Annotated in this window: 24 protein-coding genes and 1 other RNA gene; 16 read left to right on the top strand and 9 right to left on the bottom strand. The window is 43.8% G+C overall.

Going from position 1 to position 22145, the window contains the following annotated elements:
* Nucleotides 1-36: 36 nt before the first annotated feature.
* From ACQY73_RS31515 to ACQY73_RS31465, 11 genes are all read left to right on the top strand, one after another.
* A complete protein-coding gene (locus ACQY73_RS31515) occupies nucleotides 37-348 on the top strand; it encodes a hypothetical protein (RefSeq protein ID WP_428658151.1) in 312 nt (103 codons plus the stop codon).
* A gap of 12 nt (nucleotides 349-360) precedes the next feature.
* Complete coding sequence (locus tag ACQY73_RS31510; protein ID WP_428658150.1) at nucleotides 361-1020, top strand: hypothetical protein; 660 nt, start codon at nucleotides 361-363, stop codon at nucleotides 1018-1020.
* Nucleotides 1021-1027: 7 nt separating this feature from the next.
* Nucleotides 1028-1252: a hypothetical protein gene (locus ACQY73_RS31505; RefSeq protein WP_428658149.1), complete on the top strand. Its 225-nt coding sequence runs from the start codon at nucleotides 1028-1030 to the stop codon at nucleotides 1250-1252.
* Between the two features lie 2 nt (nucleotides 1253-1254).
* Nucleotides 1255-1779: a lysozyme gene (locus ACQY73_RS31500; RefSeq protein ID WP_428658148.1), complete on the top strand. Its 525-nt coding sequence runs from the start codon at nucleotides 1255-1257 to the stop codon at nucleotides 1777-1779.
* Nucleotides 1776-2396 (top strand): hypothetical protein, encoded by a 621-nt coding sequence (locus ACQY73_RS31495; protein WP_428658147.1) that lies wholly within the window; start codon nucleotides 1776-1778, stop codon nucleotides 2394-2396. The genes ACQY73_RS31500 and ACQY73_RS31495 overlap by 4 nt, the downstream gene beginning before the upstream one ends.
* Nucleotides 2306-2980 carry a hypothetical protein gene (locus ACQY73_RS31490; RefSeq protein ID WP_428658146.1) on the top strand — a complete coding sequence of 225 codons (675 nt, stop codon included), beginning with the start codon at nucleotides 2306-2308 and terminating at the stop codon, nucleotides 2978-2980. Before ACQY73_RS31495 ends, ACQY73_RS31490 begins: the two co-directional genes overlap by 91 nt.
* Nucleotides 2977-3309, top strand: a complete 333-nt coding sequence (locus tag ACQY73_RS31485; RefSeq protein ID WP_428658145.1) for a hypothetical protein — start codon at nucleotides 2977-2979, stop codon at nucleotides 3307-3309. Before ACQY73_RS31490 ends, ACQY73_RS31485 begins: the two co-directional genes overlap by 4 nt.
* 62 nt (nucleotides 3310-3371) lie before the next feature.
* Nucleotides 3372-4619, top strand: coding sequence for a hypothetical protein (locus tag ACQY73_RS31480; RefSeq protein ID WP_428658144.1), 1248 nt, complete (start codon nucleotides 3372-3374; stop codon nucleotides 4617-4619).
* 4 nt (nucleotides 4620-4623) lie between these two features.
* Entirely contained in the window at nucleotides 4624-5163 is a 540-nt protein-coding gene (locus ACQY73_RS31475; protein ID WP_428658143.1) for a hypothetical protein, read from the top strand.
* Between the two features lies 1 nt (nucleotide 5164).
* Nucleotides 5165-5389 carry a hypothetical protein gene (locus tag ACQY73_RS31470; RefSeq protein WP_428658142.1) on the top strand — a complete coding sequence of 75 codons (225 nt, stop codon included), beginning with the start codon at nucleotides 5165-5167 and terminating at the stop codon, nucleotides 5387-5389.
* Complete coding sequence (locus ACQY73_RS31465) at nucleotides 5386-6393, top strand: hypothetical protein (protein ID WP_428658141.1); 1008 nt, start codon at nucleotides 5386-5388, stop codon at nucleotides 6391-6393. The genes ACQY73_RS31470 and ACQY73_RS31465 overlap by 4 nt, the downstream gene beginning before the upstream one ends.
* Nucleotides 6394-6580: 187 nt before the next feature.
* Here the strand turns inward: ACQY73_RS31465 and ACQY73_RS31460 are convergent, their stop codons facing one another.
* The 6 genes from ACQY73_RS31460 to ACQY73_RS31435 all read right to left on the bottom strand — a co-directional run bounded on the left by ACQY73_RS31460 (nucleotide 6581) and on the right by ACQY73_RS31435 (nucleotide 10964).
* The gene (locus tag ACQY73_RS31460) at nucleotides 6581-7105 is read right to left on the bottom strand and encodes a hypothetical protein (protein ID WP_428658140.1); all 525 of its coding nucleotides are present in this window, start codon (nucleotides 7103-7105) and stop codon (nucleotides 6581-6583) included.
* Nucleotides 7106-7244: 139 nt separating this feature from the next.
* Nucleotides 7245-7655 (bottom strand): hypothetical protein, encoded by a 411-nt coding sequence (locus tag ACQY73_RS31455; RefSeq protein WP_428658139.1) that lies wholly within the window; start codon nucleotides 7653-7655, stop codon nucleotides 7245-7247.
* Between the two features lie 96 nt (nucleotides 7656-7751).
* Nucleotides 7752-8069 carry a hypothetical protein gene (locus tag ACQY73_RS31450; RefSeq protein WP_428658138.1) on the bottom strand — a complete coding sequence of 106 codons (318 nt, stop codon included), beginning with the start codon at nucleotides 8067-8069 and terminating at the stop codon, nucleotides 7752-7754.
* A gap of 58 nt (nucleotides 8070-8127) precedes the next feature.
* Complete coding sequence (locus ACQY73_RS31445) at nucleotides 8128-9282, bottom strand: tyrosine-type recombinase/integrase (RefSeq protein ID WP_428658137.1); 1155 nt, start codon at nucleotides 9280-9282, stop codon at nucleotides 8128-8130.
* Nucleotides 9283-9354: 72 nt separating this feature from the next.
* Nucleotides 9355-9728, bottom strand: a transfer-messenger RNA (tmRNA) gene (ssrA, locus tag ACQY73_RS31440).
* 132 nt (nucleotides 9729-9860) lie between these two features.
* The gene (locus ACQY73_RS31435; protein WP_428658136.1) at nucleotides 9861-10964 is read right to left on the bottom strand and encodes a PQQ-binding-like beta-propeller repeat protein; all 1104 of its coding nucleotides are present in this window, start codon (nucleotides 10962-10964) and stop codon (nucleotides 9861-9863) included.
* Between the two features lie 238 nt (nucleotides 10965-11202).
* Here ACQY73_RS31435 and ACQY73_RS31430 point away from each other — a divergent pair, with 238 nt between their 5' ends.
* From ACQY73_RS31430 to ACQY73_RS31420, 3 genes are all read left to right on the top strand, one after another.
* Entirely contained in the window at nucleotides 11203-12564 is a 1362-nt protein-coding gene (locus ACQY73_RS31430; RefSeq protein WP_428658135.1) for a UDP-N-acetylmuramate--L-alanine ligase, read from the top strand.
* A 143-nt stretch (nucleotides 12565-12707) separates the two neighbouring features.
* Nucleotides 12708-13748: a hypothetical protein gene (locus tag ACQY73_RS31425; protein WP_428658134.1), complete on the top strand. Its 1041-nt coding sequence runs from the start codon at nucleotides 12708-12710 to the stop codon at nucleotides 13746-13748.
* A gap of 37 nt (nucleotides 13749-13785) precedes the next feature.
* On the top strand, nucleotides 13786-14640 hold the full coding sequence (locus tag ACQY73_RS31420) for a TIGR01459 family HAD-type hydrolase (protein ID WP_428658133.1): 855 nt from the start codon (nucleotides 13786-13788) through the stop codon (nucleotides 14638-14640).
* A gap of 22 nt (nucleotides 14641-14662) precedes the next feature.
* Here the strand turns inward: ACQY73_RS31420 and ACQY73_RS31415 are convergent, their stop codons facing one another.
* Nucleotides 14663-16555: a 3-coathanger stack domain-containing protein gene (locus ACQY73_RS31415; RefSeq protein ID WP_428658132.1), complete on the bottom strand. Its 1893-nt coding sequence runs from the start codon at nucleotides 16553-16555 to the stop codon at nucleotides 14663-14665.
* 364 nt (nucleotides 16556-16919) lie between these two features.
* Between ACQY73_RS31415 and ACQY73_RS31410 the strand changes: the two genes are divergently transcribed.
* On the top strand, nucleotides 16920-17798 hold the full coding sequence (locus tag ACQY73_RS31410; protein ID WP_428658131.1) for a PIG-L family deacetylase: 879 nt from the start codon (nucleotides 16920-16922) through the stop codon (nucleotides 17796-17798).
* An 89-nt stretch (nucleotides 17799-17887) separates the two neighbouring features.
* Nucleotides 17888-18553 carry a beta-phosphoglucomutase gene (gene pgmB / locus ACQY73_RS31405; RefSeq protein ID WP_428658130.1) on the top strand — a complete coding sequence of 222 codons (666 nt, stop codon included), beginning with the start codon at nucleotides 17888-17890 and terminating at the stop codon, nucleotides 18551-18553.
* 196 nt (nucleotides 18554-18749) lie between these two features.
* Here pgmB and ACQY73_RS31400 read toward each other — a convergent pair whose 3' ends face one another.
* On the bottom strand, nucleotides 18750-20345 hold the full coding sequence (locus ACQY73_RS31400) for a peptide chain release factor 3 (RefSeq protein ID WP_428658129.1): 1596 nt from the start codon (nucleotides 20343-20345) through the stop codon (nucleotides 18750-18752).
* A 51-nt stretch (nucleotides 20346-20396) separates the two neighbouring features.
* The gene (locus ACQY73_RS31395; RefSeq protein ID WP_428658128.1) at nucleotides 20397-22103 is read right to left on the bottom strand and encodes a hypothetical protein; all 1707 of its coding nucleotides are present in this window, start codon (nucleotides 22101-22103) and stop codon (nucleotides 20397-20399) included.
* Nucleotides 22104-22145 lie beyond the last annotated feature (42 nt).

Raw genomic sequence — 22145 nt, 5'->3', positions numbered from 1 at the left:
TTATTTCCTGATCACTCATTTAAATTACTGCTTATCATGGCACTTTTTGGAACCAAAAAAACCGCAAAGAAGACATCAAAATTGACCGTTGTAAAAGACGAGACACCCATAGTATACGACCTGAACGAAGAAGTCGAAGGTTGCCGCCAAGCCCTGACCCAATTGGTAGGAGAGCAAGCCACCGCCGAAGGATTCAACTTCATCAAAAAACAATGTGAAACCGATCCGCAGTTTGTGCAAATGATCTTTGACCGTCAGCGCCGCGAGCAGCTTTTAGGCTTAATGTCAGGGTTCAACCCCGCGCAATTGCTGGGCGGCATTGCGGAAAAGTTTGTCGGGATTCTTTAAACTCCAACCACCATGTCACTATTCCAAACCATTTCCGATGGAGCCGTCAAAGCCTCAAAAAGCCGTAAAGTCATTACGATTCTTTTGATTTTGCTCATTGTTTGGCTTATCCGTAAAGAAATCAGAAAGGTCGTACAAAAGAGTGAATATGACGCTTTAGGGACAAGTGCCAACGCGCAGATCGCCTACAAAATTCGTCAGGCCTGTAACCCCTACGGAAGTGTTTTGGGCGTAAGTGTCATTGACGGAGACGGCACCGACGAAACCACCTTGTTTGCCCTTGCTCCGTTGATCTATGATTGGAAGGGAGTACAGGATTCATATTTCAGGCTGTACAATGAGCAATTGGTGGCACGGCTCGAAAATGAATTAGGGACTGACCTTTCACGCTTTTTGGAGTTAATGCCCAAAGCGGGAACCGTACCCACTACGCCCACCGATCCCATTTATTACTTAGGTTACAATGTCAGAAGCAAAGTTGCTTTGAGTACCTACAAACTCGACAATCCCGCGCAGGTTTCTAAAACAGTATCGGCCAACGTCAGCTTGGGGCAATGGGCGGGCGAAAAAACAATCAATAACATCGTGTACGTGATCATTCGCCGCGACGTGTTTTGGTGGACGGATTTTGAATTGGTCAAAAAGACTGACGTAACCATCACAAAACCCTAGATGTAAAATGAAAAAGATCATCGCCGCCAAGTCCACTAAAATTTATGATTCTCTTACAAATAAGGTCGTACTAACCGTAAAACAGGGTGATCCGTTGGGCTATCCTGCCGAAGCTCAGTTAAAGCGAAAAGTGGGAGCTGTCACGCGTACCGTGACCGAAGTATGGGAATGGGAGTTGGTGAAAGGCCAACATCAACAACATTTTTATTGGTTCATTCCAAACGACAAGTAACCATGACGGGTAAAACGTATACCAACACCACGTTAGAACTGATCAAAGATTTTGAAGGACGCAGTTTAACGGCTTATGAAGACCCCAAAGGCAGCGGCAAATACTCCATTGGGTACGGGTGTCAATTTTACGAAAATTGGCAACGTGTAAAGCAAAACGACGAAATCAGCGCCGCCCGCGCCAACACGTTGTTGGAGTTTCATGTCAAGGCCAATGCCGATTATGTGAACCGTTACGTAACCGTAATCCTGAATCAAAATCAATTTGACGCCTTAACATCGCTGATGTACAACGTAGGACCGGGCAACTTTACCGACACCTACGACCAAGTATTAAAGGCGGTCAATGAAGACCCCAACGACATTGACGCCGTAACGAAGGCGTTTACGTCGATCAATTTCAATAAGAACCGACGTTTGCAGGAAGCCACCATTTACGCACAGGGAACGTTTGCCAAAACCGTCTATAACCTATTGTATCTCGTATTGTTTTTCCTTCTGATCTACCTTTTAAGACGCAAACAATGAGAAATTTTGAAGACCTCAGCCCAAGTACCCAACGGGCATTATTAACGGATTTTGTCAACGGCAAAGTGACATTTTCCCAACTTGAAGAAGTCAACAACGTACAGGCCGAAAGTTTCAAATTTGCCTTGACTGATTACATTTTCGAGAAGTGGGAAGAGTTTAAACCCGCTGCGCCTCAACCCGTAAAAATCACGCCAACGCTCAAAGATCAGGCATTAAAAGTATGGCAACATTTCCGTGCATCCTTTGCGTATGATCTGATCAAAACGGTGGCTTTGTGCGGTCTTTTGATGTTCTTCTTTGTCAATATTCCGCGTTGGATCAGTCAATATTTGGGGATTGATCCCCTATCCAATATTTATATCTCAAACGGTTTTACGGCCTTGTATTATGTAGTATTTGCCCTGCTTGGAATCAGTCTGATCCTGTTGTTTTTAGATCGAAAATCCTACCTCTATCTAAACCCCTCAGAACGAACGACGCCCGATTATTTGAGTGAATTGTTTCAAGCTAAACCCCTGTTACGATGCGTCTTAATTCCACTAAAATACTATTTCTATTTGTTGCTGTTTGTGCTTTTACTCATGTATACGGGCAAGGGACTCGTACCCGAATAGACAGCGTTTTCAGCGTTGCCGAGCGCTACGTCAACACCTACGAAACCACCAACCGCAACGACGGCGCATTGTTCGACTATTGGCGCGCCTATGCCGGTGACTACGCCAATAAAATGAAAGTAGGCGGCAAACAGTTAGCCCATTGCGGTTTTGCCGTGTACGCGATCTTCTACGAAGCGGGTTATAAAATTCCCATCAAAGAATGGGGCAGAGCGTACAATTATACGCAATGTGTACCCGTCACCAACATTGGCAAACAGGCCTACGCCCTTGCGATAGGGAAAGTAAAGCCCACTAACGTAATTATTTACGCGCCTTTGAAGGGTTGGTTTTCGGGCTACCATGTGGGCATTTTACGCGAAAAATTTCCCACCTACGCCACCGTTTACGAATCCAATACAAGCACCAAAGGCAGCGTATACCCGGTCGTCAAAAAGTACGATGGCTATTACCTCAAAATACGCCCTTACTGGATCATGTGGAAGGCCGTAGACTGCCTTTGCAATTCCGTACCGTCCGACCTTACCAAAGTCAAAAATCTAAAAACCAATTATTTACAAAATTTTAAACCTGCAAAGCGATGAAAAACAGTACCGAACTTTTACGATTTATCGCACGGTTGGCAAGTGCGATCATAAAGAGTCTGGAAGACCGCAAATTGACTTTTCGTGATCTGCCCAACTTCTTACACCTGTTGCCGTTGATCCGTCCCGCGTTTGAAGACATTCCCGACGCATGGGATGAGTTCAGGCGAATGAGTGATCAGGAACGCGAAGACCTGCAATATGTGATGGCTGACGAAACGGGGTTAGACATGGCAGACCCACGCGCAAAAGCCCTTTTGGACAATGCCATTGACGCGGCGTTGAGCCTGATCAAATTTGTTGTTTCCCTGCGGCGGGTAGTCGTTTAATGTGTGATCAATCCCGAAAAGGTTTACCCATCGGTAAGCCTTTTTTTAAATCTTCCATTTTTATGAAACTGAAAAAATTCATCAAAGGCCTTTCCAAAAAGCAGAAAATAATCTGGCTTGGTGTGATCGCTTTTTTGATCATTGTTTTGTTGAGACGTTCTGCCGGCAGTAATTCCAACGCCCGAAAAGCGGCCTTTGGGTATCAGGTAAGAACCTTTGACCCTGCCAAAGTTTACAAAATGATCATGCTGACCGATGTAACCAATTGGGAAGTACGATGTCGCGCCATTGCGGCGGCGGGATTTGATACGGTGCAATTGGTAGTACCCATGTCCAATACATTTGTAGGTGGTCTTAACTATTATACAGACTTAGCCGATTACGCCGTCAGTCAGGGATTGAATATTGTGCTGAAACCGTGGATTCGCGTTTCTCCTGAAATGCTCGGCACATTCCCGCTAAACGACTTAATGAAAGGACCGGGCGGCGAAATGATCTTAGATCTGAATTATATTCTATCCTTTGGCTCAACCCGTTGGAACTTTGTTTATAACTGGTTTGGTCAGGTCAAAGAAGCCTTTCAGCCCTTACAGGATGCCGGCTATATTGTTGCCAATTTTCCCGCGATCAGTGAGACGCAGGAATGGGTCTATCCGCTTCCGTTTCAGGGAGATTGGTCAAACGCTGAAACCACGGCCTCAAACGGGCTGAATCAAACTCGCGATTTCAGTTACAGCGTTTATCAGGCCAATCAATTAAAAGAAAAATTACACGCCATCGCGGCTATTTTCAACGGTTGGAATAACGGTTTAGACGTAGGCAGCTTTTACTATGATTTTCATAAATGGGGCGGTACGTATCATCTTGAATTGATCGCTGATCATCCGCAAATCAGGTTTATTAAAAACAACCCGATGAACGATGACACCTTCCAATTCAATGCGGCATTGTGCTACGACTGGAAGCGACGGACAGGTAAATACTTTGCGGCTGAATACACCAACAGCCCAAGCAATACCGCCAAAGAAACATTAGCAGAGCGTCACGGCGCAATGATTCAAAACGGTTGTAATCTTTTATCGTTTGCCTTCCATTCTCCCGATGGAACGGGCGCGGGTGAAAGCTTCCAAAAGGCCAAAGACACCAAAGCACTTTTGGAAGCAAACGGACTTTGGAACAGCCCCGTCATTACGCCAAACCGTCAGGGAGATTTTACATACACCGTACTGAACCTGTTTCAAAACGGGCATAGTGGAATCATTGGCTCATTTAACTCCAACCCTGCACGAAATGTGCGCATAACCGCTTAACGAAATGGCAAGGGCAAGCGATTACTATAACAGTATCGGGCGATCTGACGGCATAGCTTACAACCCCAACGCGGTAAATATCCTTTACCGTTCGGAAGAATTGGAAGCGATTCAATACGATCAGGCCGTTTTCGGCACAAAGGAAAATTACCTTCTTTGGCTCAAAGCCCAAGCCGAAAACAACATTTTGGAGTTGGCAAAAACCTTGCAGCAACTCAACGAACAGGCAGGAAGAAGCGACGGCAATATTGGTGCGTTGATCGTGGCGGGAAGTGCCGCTTTGAGTTCGTCAGGGATTGGCGTTTTTGCGACCGCCATTACTGCCGGGGCAGGTGCTTTGATTTCTTTTCTGGAAGGAAAAGTAAAATCGGATGAACAGGAAAGAATCAAGGCACAGGCTAATCAGGTCTTAACCGAATTGGCAAAGCAAAAAACAATCTATGATCAGGCCGTTGCCGAATTGGCGAGCATTCGCAATCAACGCATTTTGTTTGGTCTGTTGATCGCTTTGGGATTGTATCTGTTTACCAAAAACCGTTCCTGATATGGCCTATATAGCAGACCCGCGCGGCGGCGCAACACGCGATTATAAAAGCGTTCCGAAAACGTCCGTTGATGATCCTACCACGTTTGATCCGCTAAACTCGGAACTGACCAACGATACCACCGTCAACGAAAATAAAGCCTATACTGACACGCTGCTTTATGCCGTGCTTTTTTTCGTGGGCTATAAATTCTTAACTAAAATTTCAAACACTATCAACAAATGAGTGCAACCACCAAAATACACCACGGAGCCGAAACACCCACCAATGAAGAATCCATGCAGGTAGATTTCGGCAGTTATTGGATTGATCGCAGCAACGGGATCATGTGGCAAAAGACTTTCTTAACTGATCCACCCGAATACCTGCCCTTTATGATACGTCCGGAAGCTATTTGGGTGAAGGTATTGGATTTTAAAGAATTGCTTTCCCGTATCAAAACCCCTCAAAACTATTACTTTCCTGAACTGTTGGTCGTAGGCGGTGAAGAACCGGCCTTTGGCATGAAATGGATTGATCAGGCCGATCAAATCGAAAAGAGTATCTTTTATATAGATGGCTCATTGCACAACAATATCCCTGAATTGTTCTTTAACGTCATGGTTAACAATGAGCGTAAAAAGATCATTCAGTATTTGGGAGCCAATAAATTACTGAGTTTTGAGGCCAACGCCGTAGGGATGCCCGCAAGAACCACGGCGCAAATCAACGCCGATTTAGCCACATTACCGCCCGGCTCAATGGCCTATTGTTCAACGACGGGCAAGATAGTCTATAAATCGGCCAACGGCTTGGAAGAGTTGACCGCGAAAGATGCCCCTAAATTTCTAAACGGTGCAGGTGATCCAAGCAATGCCTTAACTGCCAGTACGATCATCAATGATTATTATTTAGATACGACAAGCGGAAACCTATGGCAGCGTGAAACCTACACCGGCACAATTACCGCTACGACGATTGTTTTAGCAGGGAATGTACAATGGAAGAAATTGGCTTCTTTAAAAGGCGCGACGGGCGCAAGTGCAGGTAAAACGTACTATATTCAGGGTGTACCGACCAATACCGATAATGTGACACAAGTAGGGGACTATTGGTTAAATACCTTAACGGGAAAGCTATACGTAAAACAAGACCCTAACAGCCCGTTTGATCCCGATGCCGGAGAATTTATTTTCCTGACCAATGCCCGATGGTTTAAGGTTTTACGGTATTCTTTATTGGCAACATAACAGAATAATATTTGGCGTATTTCTCAAAAATTCGTCTGAAGTAAGCCTGATCTGGCGCGAAGTGTGGCCGAACCTGCCTTCCTGAAGCAGAAACTTGAGCACACGCACAAAATATTATTCTGTTTAGCCCTTCACGAGTGAAGGGCTATTTTGTTATTCCATATGCTTATTTTAGCAGATGCCGTTCTCATTCGAAATTTATTTTTCCATTATCCAGATTATTTAGAAAAACTTCCGGGTCTTGCAGGAATCTAAATGCATTTGAAATTTCAACCAGATGTCCAACTTCACTAAAATTTGGTTTTGCTAAATTTCCTTTCCTGTCCATAAGTAGCAAATCGTATTCTTTTGCTAAGTCAATCATATTCCTTAAAAATTTCAGACTATCTTCTCGCAAATCAGCTCTAAATGATAACTCTTTAATATTACCTGAATCATCATTTATCGCCATCCAAGCATCATTATCTATTTCCTCTGTATAAGTTTTCCATTGCTTAGACTTACCACTTCCCCAATCTGAACGATTGACCACCTTGTCAATTTCCTGCATTATTTTTTCAGGGGAGATTTCAGCTAACTGCCAATACTCTTCTGTATTAGATTCGAAATACCCGGTTTCAGTGCTTACATTTATTCTAATAGGCATTTGATTGTGTTTTCTAACCAATCCAATTCTTGGAATCAGAGCTAAATAAAATTGATAAACTGCCATTCATTCTTGTTTTTAGCTTGCCATTAATATTGGGGCATTGCATTCAGGTGGGCTTCTAGGATCATTAACTGTCTGCCAACACCATAGTCTAGTAATTGCTCAAAATATAGGTAGTATATTCACAGTTTACTAAGTTCTCTTACCAAATAGGCAGGTAATTATATTGTTCTTCAATTTGCAAGCCTTTGACTAAATCTTCTTTCGTAATGTCTTGCGATGGAAAAAAAACAGGGCCGTTCCAAAGGGTAGGTTCATTAGGGTTTTCTCCTATCCCAATTTTACAATAGGCAGGAATATTTTGGATCAGGAAAAGTAATATTCTTAATACCATTATATCTTCACCTCCAATACTGAACTGACCTAAAGATTTATTATCATAGCTTACTTCGTAGGTTTCGAATTTTATATCAGTCCTACGATCTCTGGCAAGTCTCGTCATTAAGTGTCCAAATTCGGCATAGAATAATTTCAGAAATGCAATTTTATCATCTGGAGTCATAGGTTCTCCAAATGCCCAAGTCTCAAAGCCAAGCTGTCTATATATATTCATTTAAGGATGTTAAATAATAATTACTAAATTTCTTTCAATTCTTCATTTTGAAGCCGGATACCCTCATTTTGAGTACACGCAGCCTTAGATACCATTTTAAAATTTTGATAGGTCTAGCCCCGCAGCCTCTACATAAATTTCGTCTGAGTCTTCGGAATCTACAACTCCAATCCCACCTTCCGATTTTAATTCGGTGCTATCTTCAAGTAAAATCCTAAATTTAAAGTTGCCAACGTTAGAAACTCCTTGCTTCACAAAATGCTGCCGGATAGACGATTGATACTTTTGATAATTGTCATTAGGAACTAATCTACCGCCAATTCCACCCATACTTTCGTCCATGATTGAAAAAATCACTTCTCCAATTTTTTCATCATCTATATATAAGTAGCCTTGCCTTAGTTTTGACTGCATTAGTTATTATGATAAAATGTTTTCAAATAAGTTTCCTCTCATCAATGAAGGCATTTTACTACCAAGTATTTTCTAAAGGCTGATTATCTATCCTGACTTTTAGCGTTTTAAGATAGATTTGGGTTTCCTTCACGTCTGAATGTCCAAATTGTCTTTGAAGTTCAAATACGCTCAATCCTCCAATAGTAATGGCATTGACCGCGCCCGTATGCCGCCAACTGTAGAGCGTGTAATTATGTTCCATCAATTCAAGTGCTTCCAATGCTTTCCTGTTCTTATTATAGGCTTCGTTGTCGGGCTGTCTAAACTTGGTAGTAAGAAGCTTTTTACCAAACACAAATAAGTCAGGGTTTAACCCTTCAAAATCCATTTCTTTGATTGTCTGCCAAAGGGTAGGGTTTATTCGAATGATCCTGATTTTGCTGTTTTTGGCATCCTGACCAAAGACGGAAATAGTTCTACGCTTTAGATCAACGTGTTTGATCTTGACCTGTCTCAGTTCTGCCGGTCGAATGAAACCATAATACATGAAGCGTGTAAAGTAATACAGTCTCAGATCATTGTCTTTTAAATACGCTTCCATTGCCTGTTGATGCTCGATGGTGTAGGCCGTATTGCTTTCTGTTTCTACCTCCTTCAACGACTTAAAGCCGGCAAAAGGATTCGTTTTTAAATGCCCCCGGTCCACTCCCATTTTAAACAAATGCCCTATCGTAAAGATCGTTTTATTGATGGTAGGGTTGGCGTTTTGAAGCACCTTCATAAGGTAGTCTTTGAAGAGGAAGAAGTGTTTTGGCAGGAAGTCATGACTATTTATGTTCCCTAAATTCTCATAGGCCAAGAAATCTTTGAACTTACCCAAAATGCTTTTATACCCGCTCCTACTTTTCTTTTTGAGTTCAAAGTTTTTTACTAACAGCATTTCATTCAATACCTCCATCAATTTACGATTGGCGGGCGCTTGTTCGGTCACGGTAGTCCCCTCCCCTACTTCATCAATGACGTATCCATCTAAAAGTGCTTTATTAATTTCAGCTATAAATTCTTTAGCCCATTTTTCACGCTCTCGTATCGTTTTCAGTTTTCCCGGTACGCGCTTCTGCTCATAAACGAGTTTGTTTTTTTGGACATCCCAGATTGCCCATTGAACAAGCCAACGAGCTTTTAAATTACGGTTCTTAGGATATAGTTCGGCTAGTATATATGGGTGCATAGAAGTGAAGTTTTACTGACAAAACTACTGACAAAAAGCAAAAACCCCGCTCCTGATAACAGGAACGGGGTTGGGTGGAGCCGGTGGGAGTCGAACCCACGTCCAGAACAAGGAAACCGTACGCCTTCTACACGCTTAGTTTTGATTAGATTTTCGAGTGTGGATAAGGTTCAAAACAGACCTACCTCCACGCCTTAGGTGTTGTGTCTCGCCGAGTATTCACACCAACTACCCGGCCAGCCTTACAGTTCGACACCTCTTGATCCAACCGGCAAGGCGGCAGTTGGAGAGATGATGGCTAAAGTCTAATCACTCCGGATTAGGCAGCCATAGCGTAGCTATATTCGCCAGCTATTGTTTATGCGTGTTTTTAACAGGACTCGCGCACACGTCCCGACGTGCTTATACGTATTGCTTCAACTCGCTGTCAAAACCATGGCGGCCCCGATAAAATTGATGCCTTACGACCTTATAGCTGTTCTTTGCAAAGCGTTTACTCTGAACAGGATTTAAAATCAGGTTCTCGGAGAACATCCACAAGACTCAAAAAAGTTCGCCCTATGTCAAAATTAATGCGATCAGGGTTGGGCACCACTCACTGAGGAACTGTAAATCTCTCCTTTCGAATTGAGAATCACGGGGGAGGAATAAATACTGCCTCCCGTCTGAAATTCCCATTTTTTTGTCCCTTTTTGAATATCTATGGCGTACAACTTTTTATCCAAACTTCCGATATAGACCAAACTGTCAGAAGCGACCGGCGAGGATTGAATGTGGCTGGTGGTCCAAAACTCCCATTTCTTTGCTCCCGTTTTGGCATCTACTGCGTAGAGTTTATAGTCGTTGCTGCCCGTATACACAATTCCGTTGGAAACCACAGGAGATGAAAGTATAGGGCCGTCTGTTTTGAATTCCCATTGTTTTGTGCCCGTTTTGGCGTCCAGCGCATAGAGTTTACGGTCAACGCTTCCCACAAAGACTGTTCCGTTGGCCACTGTAGGCGAGGAACTCACTTCGCCGCCCGTCGAGAATTGCCATTTTTTGGCACCTGTCAACGCATCTACCGCATAGAGATTGTAATCATTGCTTCCAACATACGCCACACCATCCACAACCGTAGGCGAAGAATCAACGCCCGCACCGGTGACAAATTCCCACGCCTTTTCGCCCGATTTGGCATCGAGCGCATAGAGATTCGTAAAGCCCCCTATATACACTTTCCCATTGGCTACCGTGCAGGAAGAAACACTCAGACCATCGGCCGAAAACTCCCATTTTTTGGTTCCATTGACAACATTTAAGGCGAATAATTTGCTTGTGAAATTAGAAGCACTGCCCATACCGGCATATACAGTACCATCGGTGTAAAAGGGGGCCGAAGAAATGCGCGTACCCGACGCAAATTCCCATACTTTAGCTCCGGTCTGAATATCTAAAGTATATACGTTTTCGTCCGAACTCCCCACAATCACCAAGCCGTTACCCAACGTCGGAGAAGAATGAACCGTATTTTTAGCCGCAAACTCCCACATTTTTACGCCTGTTTTGGAGTTGATGGCGTAGAGTTTGTTGTCGCTGCTCCCTACAAAGATCGCATCTATGCCTTTGGGGGTTGGATCTTTTGTTTTGGAACAACCTGCCAATACCAAAAGGCTAAAGAGAGGCAAAATGATTTTTTTCATGAAATGATTCGTCTGTTTTTTAGAATTCAGCAAAACTTCGTTAAAAACGGCAAATGATTGTTAATAGTACTTTTCAATACTTAATGAAAAAGACACGTTTTTGTTGGTATTGTTTGAAAAGTTTGATAGTCTGAATGATTGGCCGTTAATTTGTTTGCAAATACAACTCATTTACTCAAACTTTCCAAGTCCGGTTGCACAAACATGGGAAGTTTTTCAAACCCCTATTTATAGAGAAATGCAGGTACATTTCATTGCCATCGGCGGAAGCGTGATGCACAATTTAGCCATTGCTTTACATCATAAAGGATACAGCGTTAGCGGCTCGGACGACGAAATATACGATCCCGCCTATACCAGACTCCAAAAATTGGGCTTATTGCCCGCCGAAATGGGATGGTTTCCCGAAAAAATCCACGCCGACCTTGATGCCGTCATTGTGGGAATGCACGCCCGCAAAGACAATCCCGAGCTTGCCCGCGCGCAGGAGTTAGGCTTACCGCTTTATTCGTACCCCGAATACATTTATCGACAAAGCCTTAATAAACAGCGTGTTGTAATTGCCGGAAGCCACGGCAAAACCACCATCACGTCGATGATCCTGCACGTCCTTCGTTCTAACAACCGTGTCTTTGATTATCTGGTAGGCGCGCAATTGGAAGGTTTTGATACGATGGTAAAGTTGACCGACAATGCCCCCGTGATCATCATTGAGGGCGACGAATATCCCGCCTCTCCTACCGATACCAATCCTAAATTTTTGCATTATCATCCGCACATGGCGCTCATCAGCGGCATTGCATGGGATCACTATAACGTTTTTCCAACGTGGGAAATTTACGTAAAACAATTTGAAAAACTGGCCGATTCACTCCCGAAATCGGGCGTTTTGATCTTTGACGAAACCGACGATATGCTCGACGTGATCGGCAAAAACGAACGATTGGATGTACGCCCCGTTCCGTATGAAACCCATGCCCACAAAATTGTCAACGGCCAAACATTCCTCATTACAACTGATTACGGCGATGTGCCGTTACTGGTCTTTGGGGAACATAACATGAAAAATATCAGCGGAGCATTGGCGGTCTGCGAAGAGCTTGGCCTTACGCACACACAATTTTACCGGGCCATTCAAACATTCAAAGGCGCGGCGAATCGGATGGAAACGTTGGCCAAAAACGAAAAAACGGCCGCCTTTAAAGACTTTGCCCATGCGCCTTCCAAAGTGGAAGCCACCACTAAAGCCGCCAAATCGCAGTTTCCCAAGCGTACCTTGGTGGCCTGTGTTGAATTGCATACATTCAGTAGCTTAAACAAGGATTTTATTGGTCAATACGCTCATAAACTCGACGCTGCCGACGTAGCAGCGGTCTATTATAATCCGCACACATTGGCTCATAAACGCCTTGATGCCATTGAGCCTTCAGAAGTACAAGCGGCTTTTAAGCGCAAAGACCTACATGTCTTTACAGACAATGGGGACTTAAAACAATTTTTGCTCACTCAAAAATGGGATAAGGCCAATCTATTGATGATGAGTTCGGGCACATTCGGCGGACTGAATTTAAAAGAAATCGCCGGAGAAATTACCTCATAAAGGCTCAGAAATCACAGAAATAAGATCGTAGTTCTTTCTACTGATCAATGCCTTACCAAAACCCCGCAGCGCCGAAACGTTGCGGGGTTTTGCTTTTCAAGGATTCAGAAAAAACTAACGCTATCTTTGCAAAAATTTTTACTATGCGTTTTTTAGATTATCCTTCCATCATCAGATTTGCGTGGGCCGATTTTGATTCCAGTCGCCCAATCGACCACATTGAAGACATTAGTGCCCGCGTTTCTACCAATCACGTATTTAGAGTTACCCTCGAAGGAGGCGACCGCGTGATTGCCAAACTCTCGTATTTTGGTAAGTTTGCTCACTTCAAAGAAGACCATCGTCTGATTCATACGTTGGCAAACAATCTGCTGTATCCGTTTGAAAATGTACTGGCGAAATCGTTGGTTAAAAATAACCAAGTCTACGTGTATCGCCACCAACAGGAAGACATTGACGTGTGGGTCGTTTTCTACAACCCCATTCGGGTGGCGGAAAAACTTCCCCGCCGTTTGGAAGAGCATCACATCCGAAAGATGGGCTCGGAGATCGCACGTTTTCATTTGGCCTGTTCCCGCGTGAGTACCGTCATGCCCAAATCCTCCAAAACCCTGCGGTCTGATATTCAGGACTTGCTTGATCTTTTGGACACTGAAACCGGTCAATACGAGCACCGCATGAACATTGAAGCCCTTCGGGTGCAATGCAATCTTTTTTTGGAAAACCGAAAAACGATTGTTGCCGGCGCTATCGAAACCATTCCCGTATTTTTGGACTGGAACATCGGCAATTTTTCGGTAACCAACGATTTAGAGCTGTTCTCCCGCTGGGATTATGATTGGTTCAGAATCAGTTATCGGGTATTGGATTTTTACTTTTTCAGTCGGGTTTGCTCCGACGCCGGAGACCGGACCGTGTTTTCGTATTTGATCAATCCATTGGCTGAAGAACGTTTTGGCTGGTTTTTGGAAGAATACCATAAGGTATTTCCCCTCACCAGACGCGACATACTGTTTCTGCCCGAAGCCTATCGCTTTTTTATTTTGAACTATGTTATTAAATACGGTCGCTATTTTTTCCACCGTACCTACGCGATCAAATTACAGAGCGAAGCATACAATACATATTTTCCATCAATTGAGCATTTTTCCGTAGAACCTATTTTAGAACGATTAAAGCTTTAATTCCTAACTTACACTTCATCTCTGACCTTTTCTGTACATGTTAAATCTGGATAATTTTAAAGAGATTGCCGACCGTTACCAAGTTTTTTTCTTTGATGCCTTTGGCGTGTTAAAAAACGCCAATGGCCTCATTCCCAACATTGTTGATACGTTTTCTTACTTACGACAACAGCAAAAACAGTTTTATATACTCACCAACGACGCCTCCCGGAGTCCGCAACAATTGGCCGAATCTTATTGGCGATTGGGATTGCATGACATTACGGCAGACAGCATCATTTCTTCGGGTATGTTGGCGCGGGAATATTTGCAATTAAAGGTAAAACAAGGGACGGCGGTGTATTTGGGCACCGAAGATTCAGCACATTACATCGAAACCGCCGATTTAAAAACCCTTTCTATCTCAGACGTTGATCTGGAAAATACCACCGATATTAATGCTTTGGTGCTGCTCGACGATGAAGGTTTTGACTGGAACAATGACCTCAACAAAGCTGTCAATCTGCTGCGTCGACGGACTATTCCCGTCATTGTTGCCAACACCGACAATACGTACCCTACGTCAAAAACGCAGGTAGCCATTGCCATCGGCGGCGTAGCCGATATGCTTGAGACTATTGTTGGCAAGCAGTTTATTCGATTTGGAAAACCTGATGCTCAGCTGTTTATGTTTGCTTACGAACGGGTTGTAGCGCAAAATCCCACCATTGGCAAAAAAGACATTGTCATGGTCGGCGATACGCTTCGTACCGATATTTCGGGAGGGAATAAGTTTGGACTGGATACAGTTTTGGTCTTAACGGGCAATATTCCCGCCGAAGATGCCGAGATTCGCATTCAAAGTACGGGCATTATTCCTACGTATGTATGCGAGTCAGCGGTTGTAATGTAAGAGTTAGTTACTCAAACCATTCTTAATTGCTACACCCTCCCCCTACCACTGCCGTAAACAGACTGTTTTGTTCGGCCAAAAAGCCCGGTTGAAGAATAACTGCATTTTTGGCGTCGTATATAATGGTTGCACCTGCCCGAACAGCATTAAGCCCGGTGATTGAATTGGAGGCTTTTACAGTAACATTTTGGCCCGAAACATACTGTGCCGTTATGGTAATATCCGACTGGCACGTGCTGACCTGTACGGAAGCAGGAACAGAGACACAGCTCCCAATACTGCACGTAGCGGTGTAAGTGGTGGTTTGTGAAGGCGTTTGCGAAACGCTATACCCTCCTTGTCCGGTCGACCATGCAACGCCTCCTGAGCATCCCTGCGCATAGAGCGTAACAGATTGCCCTGCCGTTATATTTGACGGTACGGCTGACAACGAAGGAGGTTGCGGAGTAGTGGCCGGCACCGTAACCGCCTGAGAGAGAATTATGTTGCCTGAGGAATCCTTCAAATACACCCGGTATGTTCCCGAACCGGGGGGTACGGATAAAATCTGACCGGTTGGTGATACTGAAGAAATATCATTATTGCCGTTAACCCAATAATAAGAAGCATACCCGCTTGGTGCCGTAATGGTATAGGTATTTCCTGAACAGCCTAAAGACAATGAAGGGAGATCGGCTGCGGCATACGGCGTGGCATTGACAAAGAAATTATCACTAAGGGATGTATTCCACGCCGTAGCCATTTCAGAAATCCCTTGTATGCCATTTGTTACATTTTCAAGGTGAACTCCATCTACGCGGGGGATTTGAATATTGTCAGTGTTTGGTCCATCAAAAATCTTGTTTCCTGTATTAATGGTTGCATTTTGTCCCGCTATCACTTCCGAATCCATTCCGGAGCCACCGCCGGCATCTAACCAATAAGACACTTTGGCCACCACCCAAGGCAGCAGAATCTTATTGGAATGATTACGGGATTTATTGATCACATAATTCAAACTATCGCGGTATTCGGTTGCAGAAGTATTGTCGTTTGGGTCATTATTTCGATTTTTAACTGTATCAGATTCTCCCTGATGCCAGAGAACCGCCCTAACCCCAAACAAAGAGGCATAGTAATTTAATGCCTTACGTAAATAGTGATAAGGGAAGTTCGGGTTACCTCCATATTGTATTCCAATGTGTGGATGGGCAGAAGGCAGACCATCGGCGCTACGGCTCCAATTGCCTACTGATGAGCCGCTTGCCGCCGCATTAAAAAATAATACAGGAACATTAAAACGAGCTAACAGCTTATCGCCCAACTCTCCCCAAGCCCAGGAAGTATTTCCGTTAGGAGCAATATGCAGCCCCTGATCAGTACTGTTCAACGTAGATATCTGCGGAAATGGCGGATCAATATTCTGACAGGTACCGTCGGGACAAGGCAGCAGCCAGTTGACATATTTTATACGCTCCTGACCATCCGATGAAGCTTTATTTCCATGATTCTCAATTCCCTGTACATTGGATTGCCCCGCTATGATAAAAACTTCCCCTACACCTACCCGACCCAGAGATGTGGTGGAAACCACATTGTTAAATACTATTGAACGAACTTCCAATGTATACCAACCTCCCGTTACACTACTCAGGCTGCCTTTATATATTCCTCCGGCAGGGTGATAATCAATACTTGTCCAGTCAATACTTGTCCCTCCGGCCGCCGCAATCAGGCGCGCTTCAACGCGCTCAACGGCGCCCGTATAACTTCCTGCGATGAAAAGCGTTGCATTATTGAACGCAGTTCGTTGAAAAACCGCGCCATCAAACGGAAATGAGATTGCAAGTTGCGCCTGAGCCAATTGACTCGTAATTATTCCCAAATATAGAATCAGCACACTTATTTTGGGACCGGAAAAACGATTAATAAACATTTATTTCAAAATGGTTTAAGTAGAGTAAAGGATATAAATTTATCGAACAATAAAATTGCTGAAGAGAGACCTAAAATGACTTTACTCAGACCCTCGCGGTAAAAAAATGAAAAGTTAGGAGAAGATTCCGGACATGAATCCCTTTTGTAACAGGAAATATCCCGGAGGAAAAGGCATATTTATCCTTGATAGGTAATATCATAATTTTAAGGCTATATAGGCAATTTATCAAAGGTTAAATATAGGCATTTTACCAAAAAAGGACATTCATTGCCAAAAGATTTCATAATTAGTTATCAAACGGTTTGTCTATTAGCCAGGTCGGTGTTATTTAAAATCATTATTTATTTTCTTCTTAAAATCTATGCGATTATTAATCATAATTATCGTCTTTCTCGGGGCATTAAACGGTTTCGCCCAAGGCCCCAAGGTGCTTATTGTTACTGCCCATCCCGATGACGAGACGATGTTTCCGGTTACTGTTTTTAAGATCACCCGTGAGCTCAAAGGAAGTGCTGACCTTGCGTTAATTACCGATGCCTCAGGGGGCTTTAACGGAATGGTGGCGTCGATGTATTACGGCATGAACATGCTCGACTCAGTTGTGGGACGTAAGAACTTACCCCTTATACGTAAGAAGGAAATGATGGCTGCAGGAGAAATTTTGGGGATAGGTAATTATTTCTTTTTTGATCAGATCGACGATTATTATAACCGCAACGAAAAGCCGTATCTACAGGGTAAGAACTGGGACATCAACTACATCGAACGACGATTGGATGGGATTTTGGCTAAGGGACAATATGATTATATTTTTTGTCTGGTTCCGCACGAAGGCCAACATGCCCACCATAAAGCCGCTTCGTTGTCTGCGTTGCGCGCAGTTCAACGTTATAAAGGTTCTAAGCCGCCAATCGTGTTGGGAGGTCAATCAGCAAACAAAGGGTATACTTTTACCTTTTCATCGCTCGAAGGGTATCCCGAAACCAACGTTAGCCCCAACGCACCCGTTTTTGAATTTGACCGTTCATTTGGATTTGGTGAAGACAACAAACACAGCTATATGATCGTAGCCGACTGGGTTAAGGCCTCCCATAAATCGCAGAGCGGCGATATGAATCAGGCCATGCACCGTGGCGAACTGGAAACATTTTGGTACTTTGCCCTCAACGGCGACAAACGAATCCCCGAAGTAAAACAGCTTTTTGAAACGCTGAAAAAGAGCGGATTTCCGACAAAATAGTCTTCTTTCCAAATTTACTGCCCCAAGATGATTAGAAGTAGGACCATCCGGCGTATTTTTGCGCCTCACCAAACCTACGCTCTTCAGACATGGCCGAGCCAAAAGCATTTTTGTTTGACCTCGACGGGGTCATTGTAGATACTGCCCACTTTCACTATCAGGCATGGCGGCGACTGGCCAACGAAAAATTAGGATTTGACATTTCGGAAGCGTTTAACGAAAGTCTTAAAGGAGTAAGTCGCACCGAATCGCTTGATCGTATTCTTGCCCACGGAAACGTAACGCTCGATGCCGCTACCAAAGATGCCTACGCCACGCTTAAGAATGACTGGTACGTAGAGTTGATCAACAAAATGATTCCCGACGACATCTTACCGGGCGTCACTGAGTTTTTAGAAAAAACACGTTCGGCAGGAATAAAAATAGGGTTGGGATCGGTGAGCAAAAATGCCAAACCGATTCTGGAACGCATCGGTATTCTCAATGCCTTCGACGCCATCATTGACGGTACTAAAATAACCAAAGGCAAACCCGATCCCGAAGTTTTTTTGAAAGGAGCGCAGGAATTAGGCGTTTCTCCCGAGGAATGCGTTGTGTTTGAAGACGCCGTCGCAGGGATCGAAGCCGGTCAAAGGGCAGGCATGAAAACCGTTGGAATCGGTCAACCGGAGATTTTAACAAAAGCAGACATAGTTTTAGCTAATCTAAACAATCTGCAACCCGCTGACTTACAAAAAGCCTTGTTTCAGCCATAAAATCCGGACCGGATACCCTCTAAAAAAACACAGGATTTTTTTTGGAATAAATTGTTTTCTAACTATATTTGCACAACTAATAATGGTGTGGATATAGTCGGAAAGCTGTTCGAGAATTTCGGGCAGCTTTTTTTATTTCTTCTTTTCCCGGTTAAAGTCTTAAAATGACAAAAGCGGGAAAAATCCCCGCTTTTCACTAATCTGTCATTATCTTAAATTCTGAAGTCGTATGAAACTGAATATCAGGATTATTATCGCGGTTCATGCGTAACATCCATTCAGAATCGGCCAGAAAAACAGGATTATCATCTTTATCATACCCGATCTGAGTTCCTTTCAAACGGATAAATTCCTGAAGTTTCTTGGGGTCTTCGCTCGTGATCCAACACGCCCGCGTCGTATTCATCTGCACCCAACGGCATTTGGCACCGTATTCATGTTCCAAACGGTATTGAATGACCTCAAATTGCAGTTCGCCTACCGTTCCCACAACCTTTCTGTTTCCCGGTTGCACCGTAAACAACTGCGCTACACCTTCATCGGTCAACTGCTGTACTCCTTTCTCCAACTGCTTGGATTTCATGGGGTCAAGGTTGATCAACTCTTTGAATATCTCAGGTGAAAAACTCGGAATCCCGGCATATTGCAATTCTTCTCCTTCGGTCAACGTATCACCGATCTTGAACGTACCCGTGTCGTACAGGCCGATCACATCGCCCGGAAAACCTTCGTCAATAACTTCTTTGGCCGAGGCCATAAAACTGTAAGGATTGGAAAAGCGAACATTCTTTTCCAAACGTGTATTAAGGTAGAACTTACCACGTTCAAAGGTGCCCGAACATACCCGTAAAAAAGCGATACGGTCGCGGTGGCGCGGGTCGATGTTAGCGTGTATCTTGAAAATAAATCCCGTAAAGTTTTTCTCCGTTGGTTCCACTACCCGCACATTCGTCTGACGTGCAATGGGAAGCGGTGATATTTGGCAAAACGCCTCCAACAATTCACGCACTCCGAAGTTATTGACCGCACTGCCAAAAAACACAGGAGCTACTTTTCCCGAAAGATAATCTTCACGGTCAAATTGATCGTAAACACCATCAATCAGCTCGACATCTTCCCGCAATTGGTCGGCATCGCGTGTGCCAACTTTTTCATCCAGTTCGTCAGATTCCAACTCCAACAACGCTACATCATCTTCTACTTTGGTTTTGTTCACTTTGAAAAAATACATTTGTTTTTCCAACAAGTGATACACTCCTTTGAACGTTGCACCACCGTTGACGGGCCACGTCAGCGGGCGCACTTTCAGGTTTAATTTTTGTTCCAGCTCATCCAACAGATCAAACGGATTTTGCCCTTCCCGATCCATTTTATTGATAAAAACGATCACCGGAGTATCCCGCATACGGCATACTTCCATGAGGCGTTCGGTCTGCTCTTCTACGCCTTTTACGCAGTCGATCACCAAGATCACTGAGTCAACCGCCGTCAGCGTACGGTAAGTATCTTCCGCAAAGTCTTTGTGACCGGGTGTGTCTAAAATATTGATAAGCAAATGATTATACTCAAACGTCATTACTGACGTAGCCACCGAGATACCGCGTTGTTTCTCTATTTCCATAAAGTCAGACGTAGCGGTCTTTTTGATCTTATTTGATTTTACAGCGCCGGCAGTTTGAATGGCTCCTCCAAAAAGCAGCAGCTTTTCGGTCAATGTTGTTTTTCCCGCATCGGGGTGACTGATAATGGCAAATGTGCGCCGTTTGGCTATTTCCTGTTGGATAGTACTCATTGTAATTTTATTGGATGGCAAACTCCCGAAAAAGTTTGCAAAGTTAGCAGCTTATTTCTGAAAATCCTGAATTATAAGGTGTTGAGGAGTATAAACAACGCGTGGTTTTTCGCCCTCATTAAAAAGGAAGCCTACCTGATAGTCGCCTTCAGGCACATTATCCTGAAAAACCCACGCTTCAAATCCTTCTTTAAAGTAATTTCCTGTGCGCAGAAATGAATTACGCTCTCGATTGGGACGCTGTTTTACAGCCGTTGCATAGACAACTGAATCTTTTTTCAATAACATGAACAAAGCATCACTTTGTTTGGTATGATTTACTCCTAAGCGTTCACTGCTCACTTTGTTGATCAAAATACCTCCATAGGCCGGTAACGTATCTAAATAGACCTTTAATGACACTTTGAGCGGCGCCGATGAGTCGACCGTCACTAAATCGGCTTCGTTCAGAACAGTAGTTGGCAATACATAAATTCCTTTTTTTAGGGCTTCGTCAAAGTATTTTTTGACCACAGAGTTGGTCATCGTCTCCAGTTTGCCCGTCACCCGGCGATGTTGCCCAAGCGAAAAAGCATCGGATATCAACGAATTCCGAAAATTGATAACATCCGGCGACGCAAACATATACGTACTCAACACAAAAAAACCACCGATCGGTATCATGCCGGCGGCTATTATTTTTTGCATTCGTTGAGGAAGCAGCAACAGGAAAGCCACATACAGGGAAACGACGGCCATAACGGAATAAATCATGTACCGGGCCGGTGTTTCCAACGCATTGCCGGCCCGAGCGGTAGCTACTCCCAAACCGGTCACAAGCAGCCAGGCAAGCAACGACAGCAATGATAAATTGACCGAATGTTTTGTAAAAACCGGCAAAATTTTACCTTGCGAACGACTGTTAATTATTTTTTTGATGTATTCTACCGCCAGCCAAAGCGCCAAACCTATCAATAAAAATGTAATCAGCCCTCCCAAAACAGCCACTTCCGGCAAACGCCCTCTAAAATAAGATGCACAGGAACCAAAAAAAGAAACAATGGTCAAGAGAGAATTTTTGAGACTTTTTTCCTGCCCCAGCGACCCAAAACCAAAGGGATAATACCAATAAAAAATAATGGTAGTAATGATACAGGCAATCAACCAAACAGCTACTCTTTTGTAGCGGGTTTGCAGCAACGGAATGATCACTCCAACGTACATCCCAAAAAGTCCGTTTCCGTTGGTATAAGTCAACAAAAATCCGCCTGCAACAGCCATTGCAAAAGCCCAACGATTCTCTTTTGTCAGTACATAATAGGTCCATAATCCAATGGCAAACGAAGCAGTGTATTGCCACAAAGCCGCCGCCCAGAAGATATTCTCGTGGTAAGCCGGTGTAAATAGAAATAAGGCAATGGGCAGGCTATACCAAAAAGGCATTCGGTTTGCTGCCAAAAGGTTCCAAAAATACCAAAACAGCAAAATAACCAAGCCGCTGCCTGCCAGGATCAACGTCCGATAATTCGCTTCGCCCGTTAAAAGATAATCCAGCCAAAACACCGATTTGGCCGTAATGACGCCGTGTCCGTTGTGCTTAAATTCCAATTCCTGCAAAAAATGCAGTACATCAGGCGCATTGATAAATTTAATGATGTATTCTAAATAGGCGTAATCATCAAAAAACGGGACATTTACAGCATTTTGATCAACAAAACGATAAAATAAGAACGCAATAATGAGTACTATAACAGCAGCAAAGACGTTTAAAATTTTCATGCGGGCGACACTTGGCGAGCCGACAAAGATAGCTTATTTTTG

Source organism: Runella sp., assembly GCF_965279615.1.
In the GTDB taxonomy this organism is placed as follows: domain Bacteria; phylum Bacteroidota; class Bacteroidia; order Cytophagales; family Spirosomataceae; genus Runella.
The sequence above is the reverse complement of the archived record's forward strand: the minus strand, read 5'-3'. Positions and strand labels throughout refer to the sequence as shown.

Bases quoted from the DNA above. Each gene is read 5' to 3' on its own strand.
- ACQY73_RS31430 (WP_428658135.1), top strand. From the start codon at position 11,203: ATGCAGGTACATTTCATTGCCATCGGCGGAAGCGTGATGCACAATTTA.
- ACQY73_RS31470 (WP_428658142.1), top strand. From the start codon at position 5,165: ATGGCCTATATAGCAGACCCGCGCGGCGGCGCAACACGCGATTATAAA.
- ACQY73_RS31460 (WP_428658140.1), bottom strand. From the start codon at position 7,105: ATGGCAGTTTATCAATTTTATTTAGCTCTGATTCCAAGAATTGGATTG.
- ACQY73_RS31490 (WP_428658146.1), top strand. From the start codon at position 2,306: ATGCGTCTTAATTCCACTAAAATACTATTTCTATTTGTTGCTGTTTGT.
- ACQY73_RS31415 (WP_428658132.1), bottom strand. From the start codon at position 16,555: ATGTTTATTAATCGTTTTTCCGGTCCCAAAATAAGTGTGCTGATTCTA.
- ACQY73_RS31505 (WP_428658149.1), top strand. From the start codon at position 1,028: ATGAAAAAGATCATCGCCGCCAAGTCCACTAAAATTTATGATTCTCTT.
- ACQY73_RS31495 (WP_428658147.1), top strand. From the start codon at position 1,776: ATGAGAAATTTTGAAGACCTCAGCCCAAGTACCCAACGGGCATTATTA.
- pgmB (WP_428658130.1), top strand. From the start codon at position 17,888: ATGGCCGAGCCAAAAGCATTTTTGTTTGACCTCGACGGGGTCATTGTA.
- ACQY73_RS31500 (WP_428658148.1), top strand. From the start codon at position 1,255: ATGACGGGTAAAACGTATACCAACACCACGTTAGAACTGATCAAAGAT.
- ACQY73_RS31410 (WP_428658131.1), top strand. From the start codon at position 16,920: ATGCGATTATTAATCATAATTATCGTCTTTCTCGGGGCATTAAACGGT.
- ACQY73_RS31475 (WP_428658143.1), top strand. From the start codon at position 4,624: ATGGCAAGGGCAAGCGATTACTATAACAGTATCGGGCGATCTGACGGC.
- ACQY73_RS31420 (WP_428658133.1), top strand. From the start codon at position 13,786: ATGTTAAATCTGGATAATTTTAAAGAGATTGCCGACCGTTACCAAGTT.
- ACQY73_RS31465 (WP_428658141.1), top strand. From the start codon at position 5,386: ATGAGTGCAACCACCAAAATACACCACGGAGCCGAAACACCCACCAAT.
- ACQY73_RS31455 (WP_428658139.1), bottom strand. From the start codon at position 7,655: ATGAATATATATAGACAGCTTGGCTTTGAGACTTGGGCATTTGGAGAA.
- ACQY73_RS31515 (WP_428658151.1), top strand. From the start codon at position 37: ATGGCACTTTTTGGAACCAAAAAAACCGCAAAGAAGACATCAAAATTG.
- ACQY73_RS31450 (WP_428658138.1), bottom strand. From the start codon at position 8,069: ATGCAGTCAAAACTAAGGCAAGGCTACTTATATATAGATGATGAAAAA.
- ACQY73_RS31485 (WP_428658145.1), top strand. From the start codon at position 2,977: ATGAAAAACAGTACCGAACTTTTACGATTTATCGCACGGTTGGCAAGT.
- ACQY73_RS31425 (WP_428658134.1), top strand. From the start codon at position 12,708: ATGCGTTTTTTAGATTATCCTTCCATCATCAGATTTGCGTGGGCCGAT.
- ACQY73_RS31435 (WP_428658136.1), bottom strand. From the start codon at position 10,964: ATGAAAAAAATCATTTTGCCTCTCTTTAGCCTTTTGGTATTGGCAGGT.
- ACQY73_RS31480 (WP_428658144.1), top strand. From the start codon at position 3,372: ATGAAACTGAAAAAATTCATCAAAGGCCTTTCCAAAAAGCAGAAAATA.
- ACQY73_RS31400 (WP_428658129.1), bottom strand. From the start codon at position 20,345: ATGAGTACTATCCAACAGGAAATAGCCAAACGGCGCACATTTGCCATT.
- ACQY73_RS31395 (WP_428658128.1), bottom strand. From the start codon at position 22,103: ATGAAAATTTTAAACGTCTTTGCTGCTGTTATAGTACTCATTATTGCG.
- ACQY73_RS31445 (WP_428658137.1), bottom strand. From the start codon at position 9,282: ATGCACCCATATATACTAGCCGAACTATATCCTAAGAACCGTAATTTA.
- ACQY73_RS31510 (WP_428658150.1), top strand. From the start codon at position 361: ATGTCACTATTCCAAACCATTTCCGATGGAGCCGTCAAAGCCTCAAAA.